Source organism: Streptomyces sp. LARHCF249 (assembly GCF_052871255.1).
On sequence record NZ_JBIXJQ010000007.1, the window covers coordinates 81562 to 100812 of the forward strand.

Annotated in this window: 14 protein-coding genes; 9 read left to right on the plus strand and 5 right to left on the minus strand. The window is 71.0% G+C overall.

All coding sequences use genetic code 11. The features are described 5' to 3' along the window. Window positions 1-17: 17 nt before the first annotated feature. The 4 genes from ACIPUC_RS21335 to ACIPUC_RS21350 all read right to left on the minus strand — a co-directional run bounded on the left by ACIPUC_RS21335 (window position 18) and on the right by ACIPUC_RS21350 (window position 3870). The gene (locus ACIPUC_RS21335; protein ID WP_446591296.1) at window positions 18-794 is read right to left on the minus strand and encodes a succinate dehydrogenase/fumarate reductase iron-sulfur subunit; all 777 of its coding nucleotides are present in this window, start codon (window positions 792-794) and stop codon (window positions 18-20) included. After that, window positions 791-2707, minus strand: a complete 1917-nt coding sequence (locus tag ACIPUC_RS21340; protein ID WP_446591298.1) for a fumarate reductase/succinate dehydrogenase flavoprotein subunit — start codon at window positions 2705-2707, stop codon at window positions 791-793. Before ACIPUC_RS21340 ends, ACIPUC_RS21335 begins: the two co-directional genes overlap by 4 nt. After that, window positions 2708-3532 (minus strand): hypothetical protein, encoded by an 825-nt coding sequence (locus ACIPUC_RS21345; protein ID WP_446591299.1) that lies wholly within the window; start codon window positions 3530-3532, stop codon window positions 2708-2710. It lies immediately after the preceding gene. A gap of 104 nt (window positions 3533-3636) precedes the next feature. Beyond that, window positions 3637-3870 carry a hypothetical protein gene (locus ACIPUC_RS21350; protein WP_446591300.1) on the minus strand — a complete coding sequence of 78 codons (234 nt, stop codon included), beginning with the start codon at window positions 3868-3870 and terminating at the stop codon, window positions 3637-3639. 349 nt (window positions 3871-4219) lie between these two features. Between ACIPUC_RS21350 and ACIPUC_RS21355 the strand changes: the two genes are divergently transcribed. The 9 genes from ACIPUC_RS21355 (at window position 4220) to ACIPUC_RS21395 (ending at window position 18402) form a co-directional block, all read left to right on the plus strand. After that, complete coding sequence (locus ACIPUC_RS21355) at window positions 4220-6577, plus strand: ABC transporter family substrate-binding protein (protein ID WP_446591302.1); 2358 nt, start codon at window positions 4220-4222, stop codon at window positions 6575-6577. Window positions 6578-6923: 346 nt separating this feature from the next. Further along, the gene (gene typA, locus ACIPUC_RS21360; protein WP_446591303.1) at window positions 6924-8828 is read left to right on the plus strand and encodes a translational GTPase TypA; all 1905 of its coding nucleotides are present in this window, start codon (window positions 6924-6926) and stop codon (window positions 8826-8828) included. Window positions 8829-9016: 188 nt separating this feature from the next. Then, complete coding sequence (locus ACIPUC_RS21365; protein ID WP_446591304.1) at window positions 9017-9154, plus strand: hypothetical protein; 138 nt, start codon at window positions 9017-9019, stop codon at window positions 9152-9154. Window positions 9155-9282: 128 nt separating this feature from the next. Next, complete coding sequence (locus ACIPUC_RS21370; protein ID WP_446591306.1) at window positions 9283-10758, plus strand: PqqD family protein; 1476 nt, start codon at window positions 9283-9285, stop codon at window positions 10756-10758. Between the two features lie 103 nt (window positions 10759-10861). Then, window positions 10862-11038 carry an FDLD family class I lanthipeptide gene (locus ACIPUC_RS21375; RefSeq protein WP_446591308.1) on the plus strand — a complete coding sequence of 59 codons (177 nt, stop codon included), beginning with the start codon at window positions 10862-10864 and terminating at the stop codon, window positions 11036-11038. Between the two features lie 126 nt (window positions 11039-11164). Next, entirely contained in the window at window positions 11165-12076 is a 912-nt protein-coding gene (locus ACIPUC_RS21380; protein WP_446591310.1) for a hypothetical protein, read from the plus strand. Next, window positions 12073-13383 carry a lanthionine synthetase C family protein gene (locus tag ACIPUC_RS21385; RefSeq protein ID WP_446591312.1) on the plus strand — a complete coding sequence of 437 codons (1311 nt, stop codon included), beginning with the start codon at window positions 12073-12075 and terminating at the stop codon, window positions 13381-13383. Before ACIPUC_RS21380 ends, ACIPUC_RS21385 begins: the two co-directional genes overlap by 4 nt. Before the next feature lie 25 nt (window positions 13384-13408). Then, window positions 13409-16636: a lantibiotic dehydratase gene (locus ACIPUC_RS21390; protein ID WP_446591314.1), complete on the plus strand. Its 3228-nt coding sequence runs from the start codon at window positions 13409-13411 to the stop codon at window positions 16634-16636. Then, window positions 16633-18402, plus strand: coding sequence for an ABC transporter ATP-binding protein (locus tag ACIPUC_RS21395; protein WP_446591316.1), 1770 nt, complete (start codon window positions 16633-16635; stop codon window positions 18400-18402). The genes ACIPUC_RS21390 and ACIPUC_RS21395 overlap by 4 nt, the downstream gene beginning before the upstream one ends. Window positions 18403-18434: 32 nt before the next feature. Here the strand turns inward: ACIPUC_RS21395 and ACIPUC_RS21400 are convergent, their stop codons facing one another. Then, the gene (locus tag ACIPUC_RS21400; protein ID WP_446591318.1) at window positions 18435-19112 is read right to left on the minus strand and encodes a LuxR C-terminal-related transcriptional regulator; all 678 of its coding nucleotides are present in this window, start codon (window positions 19110-19112) and stop codon (window positions 18435-18437) included. Window positions 19113-19251: the final 139 nt, after the last annotated feature.

The window sequence follows — 19251 nt, forward strand, 5'->3', positions numbered from 1 at the left end:
TGTGTACCGCGCTCGGACTACTCGGTGTCGGAACGGCGGCGGATCCTACTTCCGAGCCACACCAGCGGGTCGTACTTGCGGTCCACCGCCCGCTCCTTCAGCGGGATCAGGGCGTTGTCGGTGATCTTGATGCCCTCGGGGCAGACCTCCGTACAGCACTTGGTGATGTTGCAGTAGCCCAGCCCGTGCTCCTCCTGCGCGGTGCGCTTGCGGTCGAGGCCCTCGGCCGCCGCCGCGTCCAGCGGGTGCATGTCCAGCTCCGCCACCCGCATCAGGAACCGCGGACCGGCGAAGGCGGTCTTGTTCTCCTCGTGGTCCCGCACCACGTGGCAGGTGTCCTGGCACAGGAAGCACTCGATGCACTTGCGGAACTCCTGCGAGCGCTCCACGTCGATCTGCTGCATCCGGTACGCGCCCGGGGCCACCCCCTCCGGCGGGACGAAGGCCGGGACCTCCCGGGCCTTCTGGTAGTTGAAGGAGACGTCCGTGACCAGGTCGCGGATGACCGGGAACGCGCGCAGCGGGGTGACCGTGATCGTCTCGGACCGCTCGAATGTCGACATCCGCGTCATGCACAGCAGCCGCGGCCGGCCGTTGATCTCCGCGCTGCACGAGCCGCACTTGCCCGCCTTGCAGTTCCAGCGCACCGCGAGGTCCGAGGCCTGCGTCGCCTGCAGCCGGTGGACGATGTCCAGGACCACCTCGCCGTCGTGCACCTCGACGGTGAAGTCCCGCAGTTCCCCGCCCTCCGCGTCCCCCCGCCAGATCCGGAAGCTCGCGTCGTACGTACTCATGCGTACAGCTCCTCTTCGGCGAGGTACTTGACCAGCTCTTCCTTCTCGAAGAGCGCGAGCAGGTCGGAACGGATGGGGTCGGTACGGGTGCGCTCGAGGGCGATGCGGTCGGCGGCCGGATCCGCCGGGGCCGGCACCACGGGCCTGCACAGCAGGTTCACCGGGCGCCAGCTGCGCTCCATCGCCGGGCAGTCCTCGCGGGTGTGCCCGCCCCGGCTCTCGGTGCGCTCCAGGGCGGCGCGGGCCACGCATTCGCTGACCAGCAGCATGTTCCGCAGGTCCAGGGCCAGGTGCCAGCCCGGGTTGAACTGCCGGTGCCCCTCGACTCCGGCCCGGGCGGCCCGCTCGCGCAGGCCCGCCAGCTTCTCCAGGGCCTCGGTCATCTCGCCCGCCCGGCGGATGATGCCGACCAGGTCGTTCATGGTCGTCTGGAGCTCCTGGTGGAGCGTGTACGGGTTCTCCGCGCCGTCCTCCGCGTGGAACGGGGCCAGCGCCTCCGAGGCGGCCGCGTCGATCTCGGCCTGGGTGACCTCCGGGCGCACGCCGGAGCCGGAGGCGTACTCCGCCGCGTGCAGCCCCGCCCGCCGCCCGAAGACCAGCAGGTCGGACAGGGAGTTGCCGCCGAGCCGGTTCGAGCCGTGCATCCCGCCCGCGACCTCGCCCGCCGCGAACAGCCCCGGCACCCCGACCGTGGCGGCGGTGTCCGAGTCGACCGCGATGCCGCCCATCACGTAGTGGCAGGTGGGGCCGACCTCCATCGGCTCCGCGGTGATGTCCACGTCCGCCAGCTCCTTGAACTGGTGGTACATCGACGGGAGCCGCCGCTTGATCCTCTCGGCCGGCATCCGGGTGGACACGTCCAGGAACACCCCGCCGTGCGGGGAGCCGCGGCCCGCCTTCACCTCGGAGTTGATGGCCCGGGCCACCTCGTCGCGCGGCAGCAGCTCGGGAGGTCGCCGGTTGTGGTCCGGGTCCTCGTACCAGCGGTCGCCCTCCTCCTCCGACTCGGCGTACTTCTCCTTGAAGACGTCGGGGATGTAGTCGAACATGAACCGCTTGCCCTCGCTGTTGCGCAGCACCCCGCCGTCGCCGCGCACCGATTCGGTGACGAGGATCCCCTTCACCGACGGCGGCCAGACCATGCCGGTCGGGTGGAACTGCACGAACTCCATGTTCAGCAGGGGCGCGCCCGCGAGCAGGGCCAGCGCGTGGCCGTCGCCGGTGTACTCCCAGGAGTTGGAGGTTGTCTTGAAGGACTTGCCGATCCCGCCGGTGGCCAGGACGACCGCCGGGGCCTCCAGGACGAAGAAGCGGCCGGACTCGCGTTCGTAGCAGAAGGTCCCCGAGACCCTCTCCCCGTCCGTGAGGCCGCGATCCTTCAAGACGCGGGTCACCGTGCACTCCTGGAAGACCTTGAGCCGGGCCTCGTAGTCCCCGTACTCCTTGAAGTCCTCCTGCTGGAGCTGGACGATCTTCTGCTGGAGGGTGCGGATCAGCTCCAGGCCGGTGCGGTCCCCGACGTGCGCGAGGCGCGGGTACTCGTGGCCGCCGAAGTTGCGCTGGGAGATCTTCCCGTCGGGCGTGCGGTCGAAGAGCGCGCCCCAGGTCTCCAGCTCCCAGACCCGGTCCGGGGCCTCCTTCGCGTGCAGCTCTGCCATCCGCCACTGGTTGAGGAACTTGCCCCCGCGCATGGTGTCGCGGAAGTGCACCTGCCAGTTGTCGCCCTCGTTGACGTTGCCCATGGAGGCGGCGATGCCGCCCTCCGCCATCACCGTGTGGGCCTTGCCGAACAGGGACTTGCAGATCACGGCCGTACGGGCGCCGCGCTCGCGGGCCTCGATCGCGGCCCGCAGCCCGGCGCCGCCCGCGCCGACCACGACCACGTCCCACTGCTGCCGTTCCACTTGAGTCATCTAGAAGATCCTCGGGTCGGTGAAGGCGCCGCTGGCCACCAGGTACACGTAGAAGTCGCACAGGGCGACACTGATCAGGGAGGCCCACGCCAGCTCCATGTGGCGGGTGTTGAGACGGCTGACCCAGCCCCACAGCCGGTAGCGCACCGGGTGCTTCGAGAAGTGCTTGAGGCGGCCGCCCATGATGTGCCGGCAGGAGTGGCAGGACAGGGTGTAGGCCCAGATCAGCACGATGTTGACGAGGAAGATCAGCGTGCCCAGGCCCATGTGGCCCCAGGCGTAGTGCTCGTCGCGGAAGGTCAGCACGGTGTCGTACGTGAGGATCCCCGCGACCGGCAGCGCCGCGTAGAAGAAGTACCGGTGCATGTTCTGGAAGACCAGCGGGAAGCGGGTCTCGCCGGTGTACTTCGCGTGCGGTTCGGCGACCGCGCAGGCGGGCGGCGAGGCCCAGAACCCGCGGTAGTAGGCCTTGCGGTAGTAGTAGCAGGTCAGCCGGAAGCCCAGCGGGAAGACCAGGATCAGCAGGGCGGGGGACAGGCCCCACCAGCTGCCGAAGATCTCCCAGTTGGGGCCGTCCTTCATCGGGACGCAGTTCTCCGCCAGACAGGGCGAGTAGAACGGCGAGACGTACGGGGCCGCGTAGTAGTCGGCGTTCGCGAAGGCCCGCCACGTCGAGTAGACGATGAAGGCGAGCAGCCCGGCCGCGGTGCCGGCGGGGGCCAGCCACCACCGGTCGGTCCGCAGGTGCCGGGCGGTGATCGCGGCCCGGGAGGCGTCGTGGACGCCGCCGGGCCGCTGCTGGGGTGGTTGTGTGCCTGTGGCCAAAGGAGACTCCGGGAGGAGTGACGGGCCCAGGAGGCCCGGCCGCCGGGGGCGGCCGGGCCAGATGGGTGAAGGGCGTACGGGGGTGCTCGCGGGTCGCGGGGACGTCAGGGGGCGCGGCGGTCGCGGGCGCCCAGGCCCTCGTCGTCGGTGTCCGTCCACAGCGAGCTGTCGTACGGGGTGTCGGGGACCGTCACCATCCGTGACGGGTCCGGCGGGGCGGTGCCGGTCCGCGGGGTCGCCGGAGCTTTCCCCTTGGCCTTCTGTTCCAGCTGCTCGACCTTGCGTGTCAGCTCGTCCAGGTTGCGCCGTACGGCATTCAGATCGTCTTGCAGGGACATGATTCTTGCCCTCACTTCCGCAGGGTGCGGTGGCAACGCTCATGTGCGCCTGGCAGTGTCGCCCTTCACGTCCCCGGTTGTGAAGGGACGTGCAGCGATTGCGGGCGCGCAGGCGTGAACTGTGCGCCCCTCCCTGGACCCCATTCTCATCCCTCTTCCGAGGGAACGCTCTTCGGCGCGCAAGCGGGATTGGTCCGCACGGGTGGGGTTAGCGGCGTGGCGCGAGGCGGCTGCGGGGGGTGTGGCGGGCCGTCGATTTCAGTGGATTCCGGCAACCGGTGTGATCAGCTCCATATACCGCCGAACGTGATCATGCTTCCCGCACGCCCCGCCCCCGGAGGTACCACCCATGTCCCAGAGAAGGCGCAGGTCCTTGGCGCTCCTGACCTCGGGAGTCCTCGCACTGCCGCTCCTCACGGGCTGCGGCGCGGGTGACGACGAGGGCGGGCCGGTCGCAGCCGGACCGGACATCGCGCTGACCGCGCGCGACAAGGTCGCGGACGGGGGTGTGCTGCGCTGGGCGGTGGACTCCCTGCCGCAGACCCTGAACACCTTCCAGGCCGACGCGGACGCCACCACCAACCGGATCGCCGCGGCCGTGCTGCCGCAGCTGTTCGTGCTGGACGCCAAGGGGCGGCCGGTGGCCAATCCCGACTACCTGGAGAAGGCCGAGGTCGTCGAGCGGGAGCCCAAGCAGGTCGTCCTGTACAAGCTGAACCAGCAGGCGGTGTGGAGCGACGGCCGCGAGATCGGCGCCCCCGACTTCGTCGCGCAGTGGCGGGCCCTGAACGGCAAGGACTCGGCGTTCTGGACGGCCCGCAACGCCGGCTACGAGCGGATCGAGAAGATCGAGCGGGGCAAGACCGACCTGGAGGTCAAGGTCACCTTCGGCAAGCCGTACGCCGACTGGCGCTCCCTGTTCAGCCCCCTGTACCCCAAGCAGGTCACCGCCACCCCGGAGGCCTTCAACGAAGGGGCCCGCGGCGCCCTCAAGGTCACCGCGGGACCCTTCGGCCTCGGGGCGATCGACAAGAAGACCGGTACCGCCGCGCTGACCCGCAACCCGCGCTGGTGGGGCCGGCCGGCCAAGCTGGACAGCCTGGTGCTGACGGCGGTGCCCCGGGCGGAACGCCCGGCCGCGCTGGCCGCCGGGAAGGTCGATCTGGCGGAGATCGACCGCTCCGGGGCCGACCGGATCGCGCTCGCCCACCGGGACGCGAAGCGGGGCGGCGCGGGCGGTGCGGTCGGTACGGGCGCGGGCGGGGCCCCGGCCCACGGCCCCGGCGCCTCGATGACCGCCGCGCAGGCCACCTTGTCCTGGGCGATCGCCTTCGGTGCGGACGAGGAGAAGGCCCTGGCGGAGACGGAGAGCCGCAAGAAGCACGTCGCCTCGGTCCAGCGGTACGCCGACGAGCAGGCGGCCCTGCGCAAGTTCACCGTCCGCAAGTCCCTGGAGCCGGCCTACACGCAGCTCGCCATGAACGGCGCCGCCGGTCCGCTGTCCGACGAGCGGGTGCGCCGGGCGGTGGCGCGGGCGCTGAACCGCAAGGAGCTGGCCGAGATCGTGCTGAAGCCGCTCGGCCTGCCCGCGAAGCCGGTCGGCAGCCACGTGGCACTGGCCGGGCAGCCGGCGTACGCCGACAACAGCGACGCCCTCGGCGGCCAGGACACCCAGGCGGCCCAGGCCCTCCTCGCGGACGCGGGCTGGCGCCGAGGCGGCAAGATCACCGAACCGGCGGGCACCAAGGCGGGGCCGGAGAGCGCGCCGCAGGACGACGCGAAGACCCCCCAGGGCCCCGGCACCGGCAATGACGGGCTCTACATCGTCGGCCAGGACGACGAGCGCAACGGCGACCACGGCGGCACGCACCGCGCCCTCTCCGAGGGAGCGGCGTACGCCTTCGTGCCGGACGGGCCGGGGGCGGCCCAGGACCAGCCGTCCCCGGTGCTCGCACCGGGGCCGTTCGGGGCCCGGCAGGAGGCCTTCCTGCGCGCCCAGGCCGCTGCCGCTGCCGCCGCGGCGGCCGCCGCAGACGACGGCAAGGACGCCGAGGCGGGTGAGGCCGCCGGGGCCGCCGCCGAGCCGGCCGACCCCGCCACGGGCACCCCGGCCCCGGCCAAGCAGGCCGCCCGCACCTCCGGCGCGATGCTCGCCAAGGACGGCAAGCCGCTCGACCTGCGCTTCGTGCTGCCGGCGGGCCCCGGATCGGAGGCCCTGCGCGCGGTCGGCGAGCGGATCGCCCAGATGCTCCGGAAGGTCGGGGTGAACACCGAGATCAAGAAGGTGGCCGACGAGAGCTTCTTCAAGGACCACATCGCCTCGGGCCAGTACGACCTGGCGCTCTACTCCTGGCCCGCGACCGCCTACCCGGCCACCGACGCCCGGCCGATCTTCGCCAAGCCGGAGCCGGCCGCCGACGGCTCGCTCCTCGTCGAACAGAACTACACACGGGTCGGCACCGACCACATCGACCAGCTCTTCGACCAGGCGGCCGGCGAGCTGGACGAGGAGCAGGCCCGTGAGCTGATGCGCAAGGCGGACGCCCGGATCTGGGCCGCCGCCGGCTCCGTCCCGCTCTACCAGCGCCCGGAGCTGGTGGCCGTCAAGCCGTCCCTGGCCAACGCCGGCGCCTTCGGGCTCGGCACCCCCCGCTTCCAGGACATCGGCTGGAAGAAGCCCGCGACGGCGAAGGACAAGCAGAAGTAGGCGCAGAAGGAGAGTGGGCGAAGAAGTGGTGACAAAGCGGTGCCTGTCAGGTTGACCTTCGGCTTCCAAGCTCAGATGTGACTCAAGTCCCTTGCCCGCCGGATCTCCGGCGGGCAAGGTCGTAGACACCCGTTGACCCGCACGATTTCCGGCAGGACCGACGGCCGGTGCCCCCCACACGGCACCCGGCCGTCCTCATTCGTCCGGCCTCTTGACAGACCCCCCGGCGGGCGGTTCCCGCCGCGCGACGTACCATGGGGTAAGGCCGTGGCAGGTTTTCGCCCGGCCGAGGCGCGCGTGCCAGGCCGTACGCGACGCCATCCACGATCCCGGGAGAAGCGCCGAAGTGCCCACGCGCCACGACATCCGTAACGTCGCCATCGTCGCCCACGTCGACCATGGCAAGACGACCATCGTCGATGCCATGCTCAAGCAGGCCGGTGCCTTCGCCGCCCACCAGCAGCTCGACGACCGCATGATGGACTCGAACGACCTGGAGCGTGAGAAGGGCATCACGATCCTCGCCAAGAACACGGCGGTGAAGTATCACCCCAAGGACGGCGGGGCCCCGATCACGATCAACATCATCGACACCCCCGGCCACGCCGACTTCGGTGGTGAGGTCGAGCGCGGTCTGTCGATGGTGGACGCCGTCGTTCTGCTGGTGGACGCCTCCGAGGGTCCGCTGCCCCAGACCCGCTTCGTCCTGCGCAAGGCCCTGCAGGCGAAGATGCCGGTCATCCTCTGCATCAACAAGACGGACCGTCCGGACTCCCGGATCGACGAGGTCGTCAACGAGACGTACGACCTCTTCCTGGACCTGGACGCGGACGAGGACCAGATCGAGTTCCCGATCGTCTACGCCTGCGGCCGTGACGGCGTGGCCTCGCTGACCAAGCCGGAGGACGGCACCGTCCCCGCGGACAGCGACAGCCTGGAGCCGTTCTTCTCCACCATCCTGGAGCACGTCCCCGCCCCGGTGTACGACGAGGAGGCCCCCCTCCAGGCCCACGTCACCAACCTGGACGCCGACAACTTCCTCGGCCGCATCGCGCTCGTCCGCGTCGAGCAGGGCGAGCTGCGCAAGGGCCAGACCGTCGCGTGGATCAAGCGTGACGGCACCATCTCCAACGTCCGCATCACCGAGCTGATGATGACCGAGGCGCTCACCCGCAAGCCGGCCGAGGTGGCGGGCCCGGGTGACATCTGCGCGGTCGCCGGTTTCCCCGAGATCATGATCGGCGAGACCCTGGCCGACCCGGAGAACCCGATCGCCCTGCCGCTGATCTCGGTGGACGAGCCGGCGATCTCCATGACCATCGGTACGAACACCTCCCCGATGGTCGGCCGCGGCGGCACGGGCAAGGGCGCGGACGCCAAGTCCGCCGTCAAGGACCGCAAGGTCACCGCGCGCCAGGTCAAGGACCGCCTCGACCGCGAGCTGATCGGTAACGTCTCGCTGCGCGTCCTCGACACCGAGCGTCCGGACGCCTGGGAGGTCCAGGGCCGTGGTGAGCTCGCGCTCGCCATCCTGGTCGAGCAGATGCGCCGCGAGGGCTTCGAGCTGACCATCGGCAAGCCGCAGGTCGTCACGCAGGAGATCGACGGCAAGGTGCACGAGCCGGTCGAGCGCATGACGATCGACGTCCCCGAGGAGCACATGGGCGCGGTCACGCAGCTCATGGGCGTCCGCAAGGGCCGCATGGACAACATGTCGAACCACGGCTCCGGCTGGGTCCGCATGGAGTTCGTCGTCCCGTCCCGCGGCCTCATCGGCTTCCGTACGGAGTTCCTGACGAACACCCGCGGTACCGGTATCGCCCACTCCATCCACGAGGGCCACGAGCCGTGGTTCGGCCCGCTGGTCACCCGCAACAACGGTTCGCTGGTCGCGGACCGCGCGGGTTCGGTCACGCCGTTCGCGATGATCAACCTGCAGGAGCGCGGTGTGCTCTTCACCGAGCCCGGCACCGAGGTGTACGAGGGCATGATCGTCGGTGAGAACTCGCGCTCCGACGACATGGACGTGAACATCACCAAGGAGAAGAAGCTCACCAACATGCGTGCGGCTTCCGCGGACAACACGGAGAACGTGATTCCGCCGCGCAGGCTCTCCCTGGAGCAGTCCCTGGAGTTCTGCCGCGACGACGAGTGCGTCGAGGTGACCCCGGAGGCCGTCCGCATCCGCAAGGTCGTCCTGGACCAGAAGGAGCGCTCGCGCACCGCGTCGCGCGCCAAGTCCGCCAAGTAGGCGCTTGAGCTGTAAGCGGCTCACAGCCCGGCCCCGCACGGAATTCCGTGCGGGGCCGGGCTTTTTTGTGCCCTGCCGGATTTCCGGTACCGGGACAAGTACGGGACAGCCGCCTCATGCAGGTCAGGACCGGATTCGAGCATCCTGGCGAAGTCGGCTCCAGGGGGAGCCGGCGAGAGGAGAAGCTGATGCCGCAGTTGGAGATCGAATTCCCGGCCATCGCGCAGAACTGGCTGGCGGTCGAGAGCGTCCCGCAGATCGGACGGGATGCCGCGGAGGAGCGCGCCTGGATTCCCGCCTACTGGGCGACACCGGCCGCTGCCTGAGCGTGACGCCGGACCGGGGGGTGCCAGTTCCGGGCACCCCCCGGTTTTCCTTTTCGGCCCCCTCCCCGCTTCCCGCTTCCCGTTTCCCGATTTCCGCTTCCCGCATTCCGTACCGGACGGTGCTTTCGATGTCGCTTGTAGCCTCACGTCATTCCTCCCGAGAGAAGATCGGCCGCGCGGACGCAACTCTGGTCGCCGACGGCCGGTTCGGTGATTCCGGGGCCATCGCAGAACGCAACGTGGCCCGCTTCGTCCTCGGCCTGCAGCTGCTGGCGCGGAAGGACACCCGCCACCCTGACGTACTGCGGCGCCTGTCCCTCATGGACCGCGAGCAGCTGCTCCCGCTGCTCGGCGACCCCGTCCTGCGCAACGCCTTCGAGGACGACGTGGTCAAGCTGGAGAACGGCTACTCGGGCGCCCTCGGCCTGGGCGAAGTGGCCGCCCGCCTGCCGCTCGACCCGGACGGCCTGGGGCCGTGCGAGCGGATGGCCACCCCCCACGTCAGGCCGTGGCCGGAGCACGGGCCCGCCTGGCTGTGGACCGAGATGAGCCCGGCCGACCGGGTGCCGGGCGGGCTGTCGGCCCGGCTGCGCCGGCTCTACGACGGCAGCATCGAGGGCGGGCCGGCGGCGGACCCGGTCATCCCGACCCCGGAGATGTGCCGGCGGCTGACCCGCGGGGCCGACCTGCTCACGCGGCTGCTCCCGCAGGTCGGGCCCAGCGTGCTGCGGCACGTCTCCGTCGTGGGCTTCACCCGGGGCGAGTCGGCCGACGGCCCCCTCCAGTCGCTCTCGGGCGGCGACCCCCTCCCGTCGGCCATCCTGATGGCGCCGGAGCGGCTCGCCGACCCGTGGACGGCCGCCGAGACCCTCCTGCACGAGGGCGTCCACCTCAAGCTCTTCGACGCGCTGCGCTCGGGCGCGCTCCTGCGGGACGCGGACCTGTCCGTGCCGATCCCGTGGCGGCAGACGTCCTGGCGGCTCGTACGGGTGCTCGTGGCGCTCCACTTCTACGTCCACATGCTGGTGTTCCAGGAAGCCGCCCGGCACGCGGACGACACGCTCCGGGCGGAATTCGGGGATCCGCCGTCGGGGGAGGTCGTCGACGAGGTGAGCCCGGGCACGGAGGCGGCCCGCAACGGCACCTACGGGTCGAGCCTGGAGCGGGCCCGCTACCTGGCCGGGTACGTCCTCGGCCTGCCGGAGGACCGCCTGACGCCCGACGGCCGGCGGTTCCTGAGCTGGCTCCTCGACGCACTGCACCTGGTGCACGAGGACGCCGGGGTCACGCCGCCCACGGGGGTGGCGGGCGTGGCCCCGGCGCAGCCGCCGGCCGTGCCGGAGGGCGCGGTGGTACGCCGTACCGCGTGCGCGATGGCCCGGCCGCTGCCCGAGCGGGGGGAACTGCTCCTGGTGAACACGGACACCGCCGCGATGCACTGGCTCAACGCGCGGTCATGGCTCATCTATTCGCTGTGCGACGGGCGCGACGTGGGATCCGTGCGCGGTGAATACGGGCGACGCGCAGGGGTGGATTCCGAGTCGGCGCGCACCCATGTCGACGCCTGCCTTTCCGAATTGACGGCGGCCGGGCTCTTGGAGTGAGAAAAGCCGGGACATGGTCGGGACATCTGCACCGGGAATTCGGGACAAGGATCGGGCCATTATGTTTCTCGAACCAGCCGAATAATTCTCTGAGGAGAGAACAATGTCAGTCTTGGTCATGGAGCCGGCCGTCCAGGGATTCGATGTCGATGAATTCGATCTGGATGTGCGCATCGCGGTGAGTTCCGACATCGCGTCCATCGAGGGCGGCTTCAGCAACTGGTACTCGTGCCGGGGTACGTGTGACTACTGCATCCCTCCCTCGATCAGCTGCAAGTAAAAGGGTCAGTGGATCCGAGACGGCCTGCCCGAAAGGGCGGGCCGTCGCCCTGCCTGTGCAAAGGGGTCAGAAATGTCCAGCGAGCGAGTCTTTGTCATATCGCCTCGGAAGTGCGGAACACACCTGGTGCAAGAGCTGCTCGTGCGGCTCGGCTACGGCGTCTACGGTGAGCCCGTGCCGCCGTCGGACGGCCGGCCGGCCTTCAGCGTCCGCGAGCGGCTCGACATGGCAGAACAGTTTCTCGATCCTGCCGAATTCGAGGCACTCGACCACGAGCGGGACCGGGACGGCTTCATCCGCACCACGGACCAGGTCTGGCTCCAGCTGGCCTGGGCCTGGCAGACGCGTCTGGCCGTGACGCCTCTTCCCCATGTCGAGGCGATCGCACCCGAGGCGCGGTTCGGCCCGACGATGCGCCCCGAGATCTGGACCGCTCCGTTCTCCACCACCCCGGCCGGCGTGAGCTGGATCTTCCACTCGGTGGATGTCTGGCGGATGGACAACACGTTCCTGGCCGAGTGGACGAACACCGGCTCGCCCAAGGTGATCCTGAACTACCGGGACCCGAGGGACGTCCTCGTCTCGCTGGTGGACTTCTTCTCGCGGAACAACGGGCTCACGTTCATGAGGTACCCGGAGTCGGCCATCTTCGGGCCGGTCCTGGAGTCGATCGAGGACTACGGGAAGAAGCTGGACTACGCGCTGTCCGACCCGCAGATGCCGCTGCTGTCGGACTTCGAGTCCGCCATCAGTTTTCTCCACCACCCGAACGTCTGCCGAGTCTCCTTCGAGGAACTCGTAGGCCCGCAGGGCGGTGGAAGCCGCGAGGTGCAGTTGAACGCGGTCCGGCGGGTGGCCGACTGGCTGGACAAGGACGTCGACATCGAAGCCGTCTCCGACTCGATCTTCAACCCCGGATCCTTCACCCTGAACAAGGGCCGCACCGGACGCTGGCGAGAGGCCTTCGCACCGCGCCACGTGAAACAGTTCGAAGCCCGGTTCGGCCACCTGCTCGACACCTTCGGCTACGAGCGGTGACGGAGCGCACGCTCGCGGAGCAGGCCCGGCGCACCGCGGCCCTGATCACGTCGCGCCTTGCCGACCCCGCATTCGTGGCCGACCGCGTCGCCGCATCGATCGAGGACCCCAACACGCCGGGCCGGCGCAGCGAAAGCTCGCTCCTCGCGGGTGACGCGGGCATCGCACTGCTGCTGCGCACGGCCTCGTCCGCTGATCCCGATTCCGGCGCACGCTGGCGCCGAGCCGCGCACGACACCCTGATCCGGTCGGTGCGCAGCACCCACGACGTCCCTCTGGTCCGCCACGGCATCGTCGCCGGGTCGGCCGGTCTCGCCCTCGCCCTCTCGGAGTTCGCGGCCGACGACCACCGGTACCGGAGCCCGCTCCACAGCCTGCACGTTTCCCTTGCCGATCAGGTGCGGGCGCGGAGCGGGACGGTCGTCGACGGCCGCGCGAGGTTCGACGAGTACGACGTCCTCGAAGGAGCAGCGGGCATCCTCGGCCACCTCGTCTCCGTACCCGTACCGGACGACAACCTGCGCGACTGCGTCCATGACCTCATCGACGCGCTGATCAGGCTCTGCACCCCTCCCAGGGACGGCGCGGAGTCCCGCTGGACCATCCCCCCGGAGAACTTCCCGCTGCCCGGATACCGGGACGAGTACCCACACGGGTACATCAACCTGGGCCTCGCACACGGCATCCCGGGGCCGCTGGCCGCACTGTCCCTGGCCTGGCGGGCCGGATACCGCCGCCCCGGCATGCGGGAGGCGATCGGCGCCGCGGTCGGCCTGCTGACGTCGGCCACCATGCCGGACGACTTCGGCGTCGACTGGCCCAATGGGGTCCCGCTGGAGCCGGACGGCCGGCGGGGCCGGGCATCGCACCCGTCCAGGACCGCTTGGTGCTACGGCGCGCCCGGTATCGCCGCGGCCCTGCTCATCGCGGCGGACTCGCTCGGGGACGACCGGCTTCGGGGGTTCTCCGTCACAGCGTTCGAGGCGTCGCTGCGCCGTGCCGAGGGGCACCTGGACGGCCTCGCGCCCACGCTCTGCCACGGGCTGGCAGGCCTGCTCGCGATCTGCGGGGTCTTCGCCCGCGGCACGGACAGCGCTCTGGCCCGGACTTTCCTCCCCCTGCTGACAGAGCGGCTGCTCGCCCACTGCGGGGACGACCTGGCCTTCGGCGTACAGAACCACGAGCCGCCCGACCTGCGGATCGACAACCCGGACTTCCTGTGCGGCGCGGCCGGAGTCGCCGCAGCGCTGTGGACCGTGCACGCCCCTGTTTCCCGCCGATGGCAGCGCGCCCTGCTCATCGCCTGACCCACCCCGCGGAAAGAGTGACTCAATGACCCGGTCCAGCGGCACCGCGCCGACAGGCCTCGACGCCCTGTACACCCCGGCGGGATTCTTCCTCGTCCGTACGCCGACCCTGCCGGTCGACGCGTACGTGGAGGCACTCGACGGCCTGGGCCGGAGTGCCCGCGATCGCCTCTGGGCGCTGGGGGAGTTGCCCCTGGTGCGGCAGGCCGTGCGCGTGGCCAGCCACAGCCTTGCGGCGGAGCTGGAGAAGAGCGCACCGGGAGTTGACGGCCGAGCCGCCGACCGGATGCATTCCTCGCTGCTGCGCTACCTGTCCAGAATGAGCTCCCGATCCACCCCGTACGGTCTGTTCGCGCAGGTGGAGGCGGGGGAGTTCGGCGAAGCCACCACGCTGGCGCGCACCGGTGAGCGCCCGGCGGCCACCAGGACCCGCGCGGACATGGGCTGGCTCATGGAACTGATCAAGGAGATGGAGGGCGACCCGGAGCTGCGGGGCGAGCTGACGGTCGGAGCCAACCCGCTGCTCCAGCGCACCGGCGACCGCATCACGCTGGCCGTGGCCCAGGCATCGGTCACGGCGGACCAGCAGTCGAGCAGTGTCCGGGCCACCCGGGCCGTCGATGCCGTCCTGGCCCGAGCCGCCGCCCGGCCGCGCTGGACCGAGCTGATCACCGCGCTGGCCCGGGAGTTCCCCGCGGTGCCGCAGGCGAAGATCACGGGACTGATGGACCAGTTGTGGGACCTGGGCATGCTGACGAGTGACCTCCGGCCCGCCCTGACCCACCCCTGCCCCGAGCAGGCGGTCCTCGACCGCATCGAAGGCCTCGCCGCCGCCGGCCGCTACCGCCGGGCTCTCTGCCGCACCCGCCGCCTCGCCGCGGCAGCGGACCAAGCCCCGCCCGAGGAAGGCAGCCGCCTGCTGGCGGAGCTGTACGAGCACCAGCGTGTGGTGGTGCCCGGCCACCGGGAGAGCCCGTTCCACGCGGACGCACGGCTCGACCTCAGCGGCACCACCCTCCACTCCCAGGTGGCCGCCGACGCCGCCGACGCGGCCGACGTGCTGCTGCGACTCGTGCAGCCGACCCGGCTGCACCATCTCGCCGTGTACCACGGCGAGTTCCTCGAACGCTATGGCGTGGGGGCGGAGGTCCCCGTCCTGGACCTGCTGGATCCCGAGACCGGCCTCGACGCCCCCGAGTCGTACAGGTTTCCGCCCCGAGCGCTGCCCCTGACCCCTGCCCCGAGGGTTGACCGGCGGGAGCAGGAGGAGGCGCTGGCAGCCCTCGCTGCCGCAGCGCTCCACCAGGGGCAGCCTGAAGTGGAGATCACGGATGCCTTCCTCACGGCGTGGCAGCCGCGGGACGAGGGAAGCCCGGGCCCGGACGCCCGCCCGTCGCTGGACGTCATGGGGCAGATCGTCGCGGGATCGCGCGAACAACTGGACGCCGGTGACTGGAAGTTCGTTCTGGGTACGGGACCCCTCCGGGACGGGGGCCGCTTCGGGGGGCGGTTCTTCGACCTGCTCGGCGAGAACTTCCAGAAGGTGCTCCAGGAGTACGCCACGGCCGAGGAAGAGCTCGGCGCCGGCACCGTGTTCGCCGAGCTGAACTACGCACAGTTGGACGGGCGACGAGGCAACGTGGCCATCCACCCGCCGGTCCGCCGCTACGAGATATGCGTCAACGCCTCGCCCACCGGCGGCGACGTACAGCAGATCGACCTCTCCGATGTACTCGTGGGGGCGACTCAGGACCGCTTCTACCTGCGGTCGGCCCGTCTCGACCGGCAACTGCACGTGACCCAGAGCCACCTCGTCAACTGGGGTACCGCACCCAACGTGTGCCGGTTCCTGCTGGAGGCTTCGGAGGACGGCTGGGCCCCGCTCGCCGAGTTCTCCTGGGGTGCCATGGAGCGGGCGCCGTTCCTGCCGCGCGTGACCAGGGGACGGATCGTGCTCAAGCCCGCACGCTGGCTGTTCGGCTCCGACGTCCCGGGTTTCCCCGAGGGCTGCGCCGACACCGCGGCCGTGGACCGTGACGGGTTCTTCGACGCGTTCCGGGAATGGCGGCAGACCTGGCAGGTGCCCCGCTGGGTCCACCTGAGCCTGTTCGACCACCGGATCCTCCTCGATCTGGCGAACCCGCTGTGCGTGGACGAGGTCCAGCGCGCGCTGTTCGCTTCCGAAGCGCCCGGCGGCCTCGGCGCCCTGGTGCTGGAGGAATCCGTGGCCGATCCCACCCGGCCGTCCTGGCTGCGTGACGCGCACGGCCGCTCGTACGCGAACGAGATCGTCGTACCGCTGCTGGCCAGGAGGTCGGCGGTGGAGAAGCCGGTCCCGGTCGTCTCCCCGGCCGCCATCGCTGCCGCCCGCGACCTGGCCGCCGACCCCGTCCACGCCAAGCGCCAGACCGCCGGCGGCGACTGGGCCCACGTGAAGCTCTACGCGGCGGCCGCCCGGCACGAGGACATCCTCAGCGGCAGCCTCCCCCGGCTCGTCCAGGAGCTGCGCGAGGAGGGCCTGATCGACCGGTGGTTCTTCATCCGCTACGGCGACCCCCACCCGCACCTGCGGATACGCGTGCGGCGGGCTCCCGGGGCCGACGCGTCGGCGCCGCTGGTCCGGCTCGTCGGCTGGGCGAAGGGGCTGGTCGACGCGGGTCTGGCCGCGGATCTGGCGGTCGTCTCCTACGACCGGGAGACCGAACGGTACGGCGGCCCGCTCGCGATGGACGCCGCCGAGGCGGCCTTCGAAGCGAGCAGCGACATGGCGACCATGCTGCTGGGCCTTCTCCGCAGCCGCCCCGGCATGGACGCCGACATCGTGTGCGCGTACGCGCTGGACGCGCTCCACCGGCAGTGGGGGAGCGCACCCGGAGCAGCCCACCAGCTCGCGGGCAAGGAGATCCCGGCGGACACCCGCGAGCGCTTCCGCACCGTGCGCCGCACGCTGTGCGACCTGATCGCGCCGTGGGACGAACACCCGGACCCGCTCGCCCGGCAGTGGGCGCACGATCTCGCCGCGGTTCTCGCCGGGCAGGCCCGGGCGGTGGCCGCTGCGGGAGCGCGTGTCCGCGACCTGGCTCGGTCCGGGCAGCTGATCGGTACGGAGCAGGAGATCCTCGACAGCCTCGCCCACATGCAGAGCATTCGGCTCGCGGGCCTCGACCGGGAGGGCGAGGTCCGCAGCCACCACCTGAGGGCGCTGGCGCTGCGTGCCGTCCAGGGCCGTCCGCAGTCGGAAGGCCGGCGGTGACCGGGCTCGGGGGCCGGGCCCTGCGGCTGCTGTGGGGGATCAGCCCGCGCCAGGTGCTGTCGGTCTCCGTCCTCGCGCTGATCACGGCGGTCCTGCCGGCGGTACAGGTGTACGCCACCGCCGTCATGTTCCAGTCCGTCGTGGACGCGGTGACCCGCGACACCGGTTCGGGAGCCGCCGTGACCGCGGGGGCGTGTCTGGCGGGCATGGCCGTCGTCAGCCACTTCCTCGTCGTCCTGCGGGACCACCAGGAGTCCCTGCTGCGCAGCCGGCTGCCGGACGCGGTCGGGCTGTTGCTCATGGAGAAGTCCGCGCGGCTGTCCCTGCGCCAGTTCGAGGACCCGGACACCTACGACAGCCTGCAACGGGCCACGCGCGGCGCCGTGTTCCGCCCGCTCGAGGTCTTCACGCACCTGATCGCGGTGGCTTCCGCGGCGGTGTCCTTCGTGTCCATAGGTGCGGTGCTGCTGCGGATGAGCGTGCCAGTGGCCCTGGCCGTCTGTCTCGCCCCGGTGCCCGCCGCGCTGGTGGGCCTGCACTTCACCCGGCGCGCCCACGCGGCGGAGCACGCCCGGACGGAAGGGCGCAGGCGGCTCGGCTACCTGGAGCACCTGCTGACCAACGACCAGACGTACAAGGAGACGCGGCTGTTCGGTCTGGTGCCGCTGTTGCTGGGCAGGGCGCGGGCCCTGGTCGACGGGTTCTACGAGACCGACCGGCGGATCGAGGACCGGCAGGCCCTGTACAGCGGGCTGTTCGGGCTCCTCAGTGCGGGCACCACGGCGGCGGCGATCGTGCTGTCGGTGCGCCTCGCCCTGGACAGCGGCCAGGTGGGCGCCCTCGCAGGGAACGTCGCCGGCATCGCGCTGGTCCAGGCATCGGTGCGGCAACTGTGCACGAGCGGGGTGCAGCTCTACGAGAACAGCCTCTTCCTGGGCCACCTGTTCTCGTTCCTGGACATGGAGGAGCAGCCGTCGGCCGACCGGCACGGACTGCCCCTGCCGTCCGTTCTGCGCCGGGGCATCGAGTTCCAGAACGTCTCGTTCCGTTACCCGGGGGATGAGCGGGCGGTACTCGACGGCGTCTCCTTCACCGTGCCGGCGGGATCCTGCGTGGCGCTCGTCGGCAGGAACGGGGCGGGCAAGTCGACCTTGCTCAAGCTCCTCACCCGGTTCTACGAGCCGACCGGCGGGAGCATCCTCCTCGATGGCCGGCCTCTCACCGACTACTCGCTGAGCGAACTCAGGGAGAACATCGGGATGATCTTCCAGGACTACCAGCAGTACGAGGCACCCGTCCGGGAGAACATCGGCTTCGGCGAGGTGTCCGCCCTGGACGAGGACCACCTGCTGTGGGAGGCCGCCGCGACCGCCGGAGCCCGCGGGTTCCTGGCCGGGCTCCCGCGCGGACTCGACGCCCAGCTCGGCCGCTGGTTCCCCGGCGGCCACCAGCTCTCCGGCGGCCAGTGGCAGAAGGTGGCCCTGGCCCGGGCGGTGGTCCGCAGGGCTCCGATCATGATCCTCGACGAGCCCACGGCCGCCATCGACGCCGCCGCGGAGGCGGAGGTGTTCGACGTGCTGCGCAGCGTCCGCAACCGGGCCACCTCGCTGCTGGTCGCGCACCGCTTCTCCGCCGTCCGTACCGCCGACCACATCGTGGTGCTCGACGGCGGCCGGGTCCTCGAGGAGGGCTCGCACGAGCAGCTCATGGACGCGGACGGCCTGTACGCCTCCCTGTTCGACCTCCAGGCGGCCGGATACCACTGACCCGGCCGCCCCGGCCCCACCCCCGCCACCTGTCAGCCCGTCAGGCCCATGCCCGCCTCCCGCCCGTACACCACCGCCTGCGCACGGCAGTTGACGCCGATCTTCGCGAAGACGGCCGAGACGTGGTTGCGCACCGTCTTCTCGGCCAGGGTCAGGGCCCGCGCGATCCGGCGGTTGTCGTACCCGCGGGCCACCAGGTCCAGGATCTCCCGCTCGCGCCGGGTCAGCATGGGCAGCGGATCGTGCTCCGTGCGCCGGCCGGGCCCCAGCAGCAGGCCCGTGACCAGCCGGGCCGCGCTGTCACCGGCGACCATGAACCCGTTCCCCACCATGTGCACCGCGCCGACCATCTCGTGCGCCCCCGCCGACTTGGACACGTACCCCCGGACCCCGGCCATGAGGGCCGACCGCAACAGCCCCTCGTCGTCGCCGCGGCCCGTCATGCCGAGGACCCCCGTCACCCCGGCATCACGGACCAGCGTTCTGCACAGCTCCAGCGAGGCGGACCCGGGCAGGTCCAGGTCCATCAGGACCACGTCGGGAGCAGCGCTCAGCACCATGGGCACCACGTGGCCGCCCTCCCCGGCCTCCGCGACGACCTCGATGCCCCCCGCGCCGTCGAGTGCCGAGCGGATGCCCGCCCGCAGCAGCGGATGGCGCTCCACCAGGGCGACTCGAAGCTTCTTCTGGTCGGACGCGGGCGTGGTCATGAAGGCAACTCCGGTGTCGCGCGGTCAAGGTGGCGTCAGCATGCGAAGGGGGCACTAGCGGATCACTAGCGAGGCACGAGCGAGAGGTGACCGGGGCGTTCCCGTAGGCTCCCCCTACGCCCGAGCGGGCGTAGGGGGA